The organism is Thalassospira profundimaris, assembly GCF_003326755.1.
Taxonomy (GTDB): domain Bacteria; phylum Pseudomonadota; class Alphaproteobacteria; order Rhodospirillales; family Thalassospiraceae; genus Thalassospira; species Thalassospira profundimaris_B.
Map to the genome: position 1 here is coordinate 1 of NZ_JPWH01000072.1, position 1,322 is coordinate 1,322.

At 54.3% G+C, this 1,322-nt stretch carries 2 protein-coding genes and 1 pseudogene; 1 reads left to right on the forward strand and 2 read right to left on the reverse strand.

Annotated features, from left to right (window positions below; genetic code table 11):
• A partial coding sequence (locus TH25_RS25795) for a methyl-accepting chemotaxis protein (RefSeq protein WP_473243613.1) occupies positions 1 to 716 on the reverse strand: 716 nt, incomplete at its 3' end.
• Here TH25_RS25795 and TH25_RS25800 point away from each other — a divergent pair.
• Positions 616 to 903, forward strand: coding sequence for a hypothetical protein (locus TH25_RS25800; protein WP_473243616.1), 288 nt, complete (start codon positions 616 to 618; stop codon positions 901 to 903). The two genes, TH25_RS25795 and TH25_RS25800, sit on opposite strands and share 101 nt — an antisense overlap.
• Before the next feature lie 149 nt (positions 904 to 1,052).
• Here the strand turns inward: TH25_RS25800 and TH25_RS25805 are convergent.
• Positions 1,053 to 1,307 (reverse strand): annotated as a pseudogene (locus TH25_RS25805) (PAS domain-containing protein); the annotation flags it as partial.
• Between the last annotated feature and the right edge of the window lie 15 nt (positions 1,308 to 1,322).

Consider the following 1,322-nt stretch of genomic DNA (forward strand, 5'->3'; position numbering starts at 1 on the left):
ATTTCCCGCCCCGCCAGATCGGCCCCTTCATGTCGGAAGTTCTGTGTCTGGGATTTTCCGATGGCACCGCCGACAAAGGTATTGTCCTGATCCGGCCGGAACAGAAAGTTCCCAACGGGGAACGCCTGCTTTAACGCAGGATGTGTCTGGCATAATAAAACAGACCCAAAACGGACCGGTGACATTGCTGCCACCGGCCCGTTAATCTGTCGTCCGTTTAACTTAACGCGCCAGAACCATCGCTGCTTCCCGGGTACGTCCGACCGATCCGGACACCAGGCCAGACCCGCCTTTGATCTGGTTGATGGTGGCGGCAAAGCTTTCAACCGATACCGCCATCGACTGCATATTGACGGAGACCTCGCCGGTAACGGCACTCTGCTCCTCCACTGCTGAGGAAATGCTGGTAACGTTATTGACCACCCCTTCCACTTCGGTGCGGATCTCGGCCAGAACAGAGGCAACTTCCCTGGCAATGCCCTGAACCCCGCCAATATCCGCCGAAATCTGCTCCGTAGCACGCGCCGCCTGTTTGGCAAGGTTTTTAACCTTTCGGTCGCACGCGCCGCCTGTTTGGCAAGGTTTTTAACCTCGTTTGCCACAACGGCAAAACCTTTGCCTGCTTCACCCGCGCGGGCCGATTCGATGGTGGCGTTCAGCGCCAGCAAATTGATCTGGCTGGCAATGTTCTGGATCACCTCGACGATATTGCCCATCGAGGACACAACTTCATCCATGCGGTCAGTTGATTCACCCGCCTTGACCGTTTTGTCAAACATCTGGTCGGTAGAGGTCCGTGCCGCCGACATGCTGCGCGAAATTTCGGTAATCGATGCCAGCAATTCTTCGGCACTGGCGGCAACCGCCTGCACATTGGCCGATGTTTCCTCGGATGTGCGGTAGGCGTGGTTTGCCTGATCATCCAGATCATGCAGATTATGGTCAATCTCGGCAAAGTTGACATCAATCATCTCTTTGAGATCATCAAGCAACTCGATCTGCTCGGTAATGTCGGTGGCGTATTTGACAACCTTGTAAGGATTACCATCCGGATCAAAAATCGGGTTGTAGGATGCCTGGATCCATACGGTCCGCCCACCTTTTGCGATGCGTTTGAACTGCTGGGCAACAAAATTGCCCCGTCCCAGTTCACGCCAGAATTCCTGGTAATCGGCACTTCTGGCATAATCAGCCTCGACAAACATGCGGTGATTTTGCCCTTTGAGTTCCGCCAGACTATAGCCCATCACCGACAGGAAATTGTCATTGGCATCCAGAATATTGCCCTTCAGGTCAAATTCGATCACGGCCTGGCTGCGCCA